We start from the raw sequence: 6,000 nt of genomic DNA on the forward strand, positions 1-6,000 counted from the left end.
CGGTGCCGTACTCCCCCGGGACCTGGGCCCGGCCGCCGTAACCGTCCCGATTGGGTCGCCCGCGGCCGGCCTGGAAGACTGGTCGGCATGAGCGACTCCTCCCCCGCACACACCGACGCCCTCGTCCTCGACGTCTGGTGCGAACTGCAGTGCCCCGACTGCCGTACCGCCCTGGACGACGTCCGTGCCCTGCGTGCCCGCTACGGCGACCGGCTGGAACTGCGGCTGCGGCACTTCCCGCTGGAGAAGCACAAGCACGCCTTCGCCGCCGCGCAGGCCGCCGAGGAAGCGCTGGAGCAGGGCAAGGGCTGGCCGTACGTGGAGGCCGTACTGGAGCGGGTCGAGGAGCTGGACCGTCAGGGAGAACCCTTCCTGGTCGGGGTGGCCCGTGAACTCGGGCTGGACGCCGAGGAGTTCGACACCGCGCTGATCGACGGCCGGCACATCCTGATCGTGGACGCCGACCAGGCCGAGGGCAAGGCGATCGGGGTGACCGGCACCCCGACGTACGTCATCGGCGGCGAACGCCTCGACGGCGGCAAGAGCCAGGAGGGGCTGCGCGAGCGCATCGAGGAGATCGCCGACCGGCTGCTGGGCGGCCGGGAGGCCTGAGGCCCGGCCCGTCCCCTACAGCAGGGGCTTGGCGAGGGAGTGTTCCGTGGTCTCGTAACCGAGCGACTCGTACAGCCGCTCGGCCGGGGAGTTGCCCGCGAACACGTTGAGGCCGAGGACCGGCCGGCCTGCCTCGATCGCCTGGCGCTCGGCGAGCAGCATGAGCGTGCGGCCGTGACCTCGGCCGCGGTGGGCCGGGTCGGCCGCGACGTCGAACACGAACGCCTTGCCGTCCTGCAGGGCCACCCACAGGGTGCCCACCCGGGACCCTTCGTGCTCCAGGACGCTGAAGAGCATGCCGTCGGTCGCCGACCCGTGCGGCAGCAGACGTTCGTGGTCGCTGCGGGCCTTGGCGCGGGCCGTGGCCTCGGGGAGACCGCGCTCGATCCACGTGCGCGCGTAGTGCTCGCTCTCGTACTCCCGCCAGGCGTCGAAATCGGCCTGGGTCATGGGTCGCGCGCTGCTGCCGGGCGGCAGCTCGGGCGGGGTGGTGCCGAGGCGTTTCTCCATGCCGCGGTTGCGCGGGGTGTAGCCCAGGGCGCCGAAGAGCCGCAGGGCGATGTCCGCGGAGGCGGGGACGCGGGTCTCTATGTGGGTGCAGCCCCAGCCGCGGGCCACCTCCTCGGCGGCGAGCGCGGCCACCGTGCCCCGGCCGCGCCGCCGGTCGGGCTCGGCGATCCACAGGTCGACGACGCGGGCCACCGAGTCGCCCAGGGACGGCGAGGTGCCGAGGTGGATCTCGCCGACCGGACGGCTGTTCACACACACCTGGTAGCGGCGGGAACGGGTGCCGTCGGCGTTGCGCTGGAGCGGCTCGACCGGCCGCAGGGTTGTGGTCATCACAGGTGTTCTACCCATAGCCGAGCGCCAAGTCAGCCCGTTTTCGGGGCCCAGGGCCGCCGGTGCGCGGGCCGGTCCAGGCCCCACGGCACTGTCCCGGAGCAGGGGTCCAGGCCCCACGGCACTGCCCCGGCTCAGGAGTCCAGGCCCCACGGCACTGTCCCGGCTCAGGGATCCAGGTCCTGCCCGGACCGCTCGTCGAAGATCTGCATCGCCTTCGCGGTCACCGGGCCCGGGGCGCCGGGCAGCTCGCGGTCGTCGATCCGGTGCACGGCCTGCACGTCCCGCAGCGTCGAGGTGAGGAAGACCTCGTCCGCGCGCTCCAGCACGTCCAGCGGCAGGTCGGTCTCCTTGGCCCCGGTCCACTCGACGGTCAGCGCACGGGTGATGCCCAGGAGGCAGCCGGAGGCGACCGGCGGGGTGTGGATCTCGCCGTCCAGGACGACGAAGACGTTCGACCCGGTGCCCTCGCAGAGCTGTCCGATCGTGTTCCCGAACAGCGCTTCCGAGGCACCGCGTCCATGGGCGCGGGCGAGGGCGACGACGTTCTCGGCGTACGAGGTGGTCTTCAGGCCGGTCAGCGCACCGCGCTCGTTGCGGGTCCACGGGACGGTGATCACGGCGGTGGTGTCCGGGCGGCGGGTGGTCCCGCCGACGGCGACCACGAGGGTCGGGCCCTGCTCGCCGCGGTCGGAGCCGAGCGGCCCGTGGCCGCCGGTGTAGGTGATCCGCAGCCGGCCGAGCGGCATCGGGTTCGCCTCCAGGACGGCCGCGCACGCCTCCCGGACCTCGTCGTGGTCGGGCTCGGGCAGGCCGAGGCCCCGGGCAGAGCGGCTCAGCCGCTCCAGGTGCCGGGTGAGAGCGAAGGGCCTGCCGTGGACCGCCTTCACCGTCTCGAAGATGCCGTCGCCGACGGTCAGCCCGTGGTCGAAGACGGAGACGCGGGCGGAGTCCGGGTCGCGCAGCGCGCCGTCCAGCCAGATCCTCATGAGTACACCCCTCCACTTGCCGCGTACGCTCCCGACGCTACTGCGAGGAGCCGTGACGCCTTCAGCTCGGTCTCCCGCCACTCCCCCTCGGGGTCGGACCCCCAGGTGATGCCGGCGCCGGTGCCGAAGCGCAGCACCGCCGCGGCGCCGTCGGGCCGGTCGATCCAGAAGGTGCGGATGCCCACGGCCAGCTCGCCGGTGCCGCGGTCGGCGTCGACCCAGCCGACGCCCCCGCAGTACGGCCCGCGCGGGGAAGTCTCCAGGGCCTCGATGATCCGCAGGGCGCTCGATTTCGGCGCGCCGGTCACCGAGCCGGGCGGGAAGGCGGCGGCGAGGAGGTCCGGCCAGCCGGCCGTGTCCCGCAGCTCGCCGCGGACGGTGGAGACCAGGTGGACCAGGCCCGGGTGCTTCTCCACGGCGCACAGGTCGGGGACGGACACGCTCCCGGTCGTACAGACACGCCCGAGGTCGTTGCGGACCAGGTCCACGATCATCACGTTCTCGGCGTAGTCCTTCTCCAGGAGGTCCGCCTCCGTGCGTCCGGTGCCCTTGATGGGCCCCGACTCCACGACCCGGCCGTCCCGGCGCAGGAACAGCTCGGGTGAGGCGGTGGCGATCTCCACACCGTGTCCCGGCAGCCGAATCGTTCCTGCATACGGCGCCGGGTTGCCGCGGGCCAGCAGGGCGGTCAGGGCGTCCACGTCGGCGTCCGGCGAGATCGGCGCACTGAGCACCCGGCAGAGGTTGGCCTGGTAGACCTCGCCGGCCGCGATGTGCTCGCGGATCCGGCGGACGGCCGCCGTGTACGCGGCCCGGTCCAGGGAGGATGCCCAGTCCCCGGCCGCCGGGCCCTGCCAGCCGCCCGGCACCGGGGCGGGCACCGGTTCCTCGCGCACGTCCGCGAAGCGGGCGCAGGTCAGACGTCCCTCGAAGTCCGCGCAGACGGCCCAGAAGCCCGTGGAGTCCAGGGCGGCGGGGTCGCTGGTGACATCGAGGAGGCCGGTGGCGAGGCGGTCGCCGAAGCGGGCCAGAGCAGGGAGCCGGGAAGGGTGGTGGAGCACGAGGTCGAGTCTAGGGCGGGTGTCCGAAAGGTGACCTCGGGGTGACCGCGAGGGGGCCTGACCACGTCGTCCGTCGGAGGCACCGCAGCACGCTGCGCAAACGCGTTTTTGTACTGGCCCGGGAATCCGCTAGAGTTCAACACGTCGCCGGGACGCGGAAGCGGACCGAAACGACAGGCGGACGTAGCTCAGTTGGTAGAGCGCAACCTTGCCAAGGTTGAGGTCGCGAGTTCGAGCCTCGTCGTCCGCTCGAAGGAAGAAGGGGTCGTCCCGATCCCCTACACTCCTGGTGGAGTGGCCGAGAGGCGAGGCAACGGCCTGCAAAGCCGTCTACACGGGTTCAAATCCCGTCTCCACCTCCAAGGACGATTAGCTCAGCGGGAGAGCGCTTCCCTGACACGGAAGAGGTCACTGGTTCAATCCCAGTATCGTCCACTGGATCTTCTCGCAAGGTCCACGGGGCTTCTCGAAGATCCCCACCCGCGCGATTAGCTCAGCGGGAGAGCGCTTCCCTGACACGGAAGAGGTCACTGGTTCAATCCCAGTATCGCGCACTGTCCGTGACCTTCGGGTCACGGCCCGCGGACGATTAGCTCAGCGGGAGAGCGCTTCCCTGACACGGAAGAGGTCACTGGTTCAATCCCAGTATCGTCCACACAGCAAGAAGCCCCCGGCCGTCTCGTACGGCCGGGGGCTTCTTCGTGCCCCCGGGCGGCTCAGCTGGAGAAGAGCATGTGGGCCCAGCTCTTGTGGCCGTGGTGGCCATGGTGGCCGTACTGCCCGTGGCCGCCGTGATGACCGCCGTGGTGACCGCCGTGCGGGGCGCCCCAGGCAGGCGCGGGCGGGGCCGGGTAGGCCTGCGGGGCGGCGGGCGGGGCCGGCGGGGCGGGCTTGGACCACTGGGACTCCAGCTGGGTCAGTGCCTCCAGCTCGCCGTAGTCCAGGAAGATGCCCCGGCAGCCGCTGCACTGCTCGATCTGGACGCCGCTGCGGTTGTAGGTGTTCATCGGGGCGTGGCACTTCGGACAGTGCATGGTCGGCTCAACTCCTCGCCGGTCGGTCCTGCTTCGTGGTTCTCCGGGACAGACTCCGTCCAGCCCCGGTCGGTTGCAGCCTAGTCCGTGTCCGTGCCCGCGTCTGTCGACGCCAACTGGTGCGGAATCGGGGCCATTCGGGCACATGCGTCGACGAGTGCCTGCTCCACCTCGTCCAGCGGACGGCCGGCCGTGAGCGCCTTGGCGAGGGCGAGGGCGGCCGTCTGCACGGTCAGCGCGCGGGCCGGGACGTCCAGGGCGGGCCAGGGATCGCCGGTCGAGGGTACGGCGGGGCCGCCTGCACGCTGGTACGCGCCGAGGAAACGGGTCCATGCGTCGGGCGGGAGGAGCCCACAGGCGTACCAGGCGGCCGGGCGGGCGAGGTCCCAGGCGGGGACCCCGGTTCCCAGGTCGTCGATGTCGATCAGCCGCCAGGGGCCGTCCGGGGCCGGGTGGCGGACGAGCTGGCCGAGGTGCAGGTCGCCGTGGCAGAGGGCGGGGGTGCCGGGCATGGGGGCCTCGGCGCGGGCCCAGGCGGGGAGGGCGGCCCAGGCGGCGAGGACGGGGCCGGCTGCCGCGTGGAGCTCGGCACGGGGCTCAGCATGGGATTCGACAGAGGGTTCGGAATGGGGGCGGGCAGGGGGTTCGACGGAGGATCCGGAATCGGACCCGGCAGGGGCTTCGGCGGAGGATCCGGAATCGGGCCGGGCAGGGGGTTCAGCGGAGGATCCGGAACGGTGCCCGGCACGGGGTTCGGCCTGGTGCCGGGGCTGGGGCCCGGCAGGGGGTTCGGCGTGCAGGGCCGCGTGGAGCCGGGCGACGGCCCGGGCCGCTTTGGCGGGGCCGCGCATCGGGGGCAGGCCGTGGGGCGGTGTGGTCCGGTGCAGGTGGGCGAGGAGGGTGGCGGTGGCCTCCCAGGGGGCCGCGTCGGGGTCGTCGGGATCCACGGGGGCGCCGTACGGCCAGAACGTCACCAGGCGGTCCTGCAAGGGGGCGGGGGCCGGGGTGAGCGGGGACAGGAGGACGTCCGGGAGGTGGGCGGCCACGGCCAGGCGGAGGGTCAGCTCGGCGGGGTCGGTACCGGGGGCGTGCGCCTTCGCGACGGTGTCGGCGTGCCGTACGACGGTGGCGTCGGGGCGCTCGGCGAGGGGGACGGTTGGTTCGCCGCAGGCGCAGGGGGCTCCGCCGGGGTACGGGTGTGCGGCGGCTCTGGCCTGTGCGGTGAGAGCGGGGAGGAGGGTCAACGGGGGCCTCGGTGGTCGGGGTGTCCGGGTGAGCGTACGTGGGTGCGGGCTGCGTGGTGCCGGGGCGGGTGCCAGGGGTTGGTGTGCTGGGCGGGGTTTCCTGGTGCCCGGGGCTGGTGCGGGGCGGGGGTAGGTGTCGCTTGCCCGCGCCGGCGGGGTGCCTCCCCGGAGGCGGGACCTCCAGCGCCCCCCGTGCCTCCCCCCGTGCCTTGGGGTCCCC

At 73.1% G+C, this 6,000-nt stretch carries 6 protein-coding genes and 5 tRNA genes; 6 read left to right on the forward strand and 5 right to left on the reverse strand.

Features of this window, described 5'->3' with window-relative positions; genetic code table 11:
- Positions 1-87: 87 nt before the first annotated feature.
- Positions 88-612 carry a DsbA family protein gene (locus ACWC94_RS23530; RefSeq protein WP_450798861.1) on the forward strand — a complete coding sequence of 175 codons (525 nt, stop codon included), beginning with the start codon at positions 88-90 and terminating at the stop codon, positions 610-612.
- Between the two features lie 15 nt (positions 613-627).
- Here ACWC94_RS23530 and ACWC94_RS23535 read toward each other — a convergent pair whose 3' ends face one another.
- From ACWC94_RS23535 to ACWC94_RS23545, 3 genes are all read right to left on the reverse strand, one after another.
- Positions 628-1,452: a GNAT family N-acetyltransferase gene (locus ACWC94_RS23535; RefSeq protein WP_450798862.1), complete on the reverse strand. Its 825-nt coding sequence runs from the start codon at positions 1,450-1,452 to the stop codon at positions 628-630.
- A 167-nt stretch (positions 1,453-1,619) separates the two neighbouring features.
- Positions 1,620-2,441 carry an aminotransferase class IV gene (locus ACWC94_RS23540; RefSeq protein WP_450798863.1) on the reverse strand — a complete coding sequence of 274 codons (822 nt, stop codon included), beginning with the start codon at positions 2,439-2,441 and terminating at the stop codon, positions 1,620-1,622.
- Positions 2,438-3,502, reverse strand: coding sequence for a chorismate-binding protein (locus ACWC94_RS23545; RefSeq protein WP_450798865.1), 1,065 nt, complete (start codon positions 3,500-3,502; stop codon positions 2,438-2,440). The genes ACWC94_RS23540 and ACWC94_RS23545 overlap by 4 nt, the downstream gene beginning before the upstream one ends.
- 177 nt (positions 3,503-3,679) lie before the next feature.
- Between ACWC94_RS23545 and ACWC94_RS23550 the strand changes: the two genes are divergently transcribed.
- The 5 genes from ACWC94_RS23550 (at position 3,680) to ACWC94_RS23570 (ending at position 4,157) form a co-directional block, all read left to right on the forward strand.
- Positions 3,680-3,752 (forward strand) — tRNA-Gly (locus ACWC94_RS23550).
- A gap of 38 nt (positions 3,753-3,790) precedes the next feature.
- Positions 3,791-3,864: transfer RNA gene (locus ACWC94_RS23555), tRNA-Cys, on the forward strand.
- A gap of 1 nt (position 3,865) precedes the next feature.
- Positions 3,866-3,937, forward strand: a tRNA-Val gene (locus tag ACWC94_RS23560).
- A 47-nt stretch (positions 3,938-3,984) separates the two neighbouring features.
- Positions 3,985-4,056, forward strand: a tRNA-Val gene (locus ACWC94_RS23565).
- Positions 4,057-4,085: 29 nt separating this feature from the next.
- Positions 4,086-4,157 (forward strand) — tRNA-Val (locus tag ACWC94_RS23570).
- A 61-nt stretch (positions 4,158-4,218) separates the two neighbouring features.
- Here the strand turns inward: ACWC94_RS23570 and ACWC94_RS23575 are convergent.
- On the reverse strand, positions 4,219-4,536 hold the full coding sequence (locus ACWC94_RS23575) for a TFIIB-type zinc ribbon-containing protein (RefSeq protein WP_450798866.1): 318 nt from the start codon (positions 4,534-4,536) through the stop codon (positions 4,219-4,221).
- A gap of 80 nt (positions 4,537-4,616) precedes the next feature.
- Positions 4,617-5,780: a phosphotransferase gene (locus ACWC94_RS23580; RefSeq protein WP_450798867.1), complete on the reverse strand. Its 1,164-nt coding sequence runs from the start codon at positions 5,778-5,780 to the stop codon at positions 4,617-4,619.
- Between the last annotated feature and the right edge of the window lie 220 nt (positions 5,781-6,000).

The sequence above is a fragment of the Streptomyces sp. NPDC001135 genome, assembly GCF_053598395.1.

What these genes read in the sequence shown, in the direction of transcription:
- ACWC94_RS23530 (WP_450798861.1), top strand. Translation starts at nt 88, where the DNA reads ATGAGCGACTCCTCCCCCGCACACACCGACGCCCTCGTCCTCGACGTC.
- ACWC94_RS23535 (WP_450798862.1), bottom strand. Translation starts at nt 1,452, where the DNA reads ATGACCACAACCCTGCGGCCGGTCGAGCCGCTCCAGCGCAACGCCGAC.
- ACWC94_RS23540 (WP_450798863.1), bottom strand. Translation starts at nt 2,441, where the DNA reads ATGAGGATCTGGCTGGACGGCGCGCTGCGCGACCCGGACTCCGCCCGC.
- ACWC94_RS23575 (WP_450798866.1), bottom strand. Translation starts at nt 4,536, where the DNA reads ATGCACTGTCCGAAGTGCCACGCCCCGATGAACACCTACAACCGCAGC.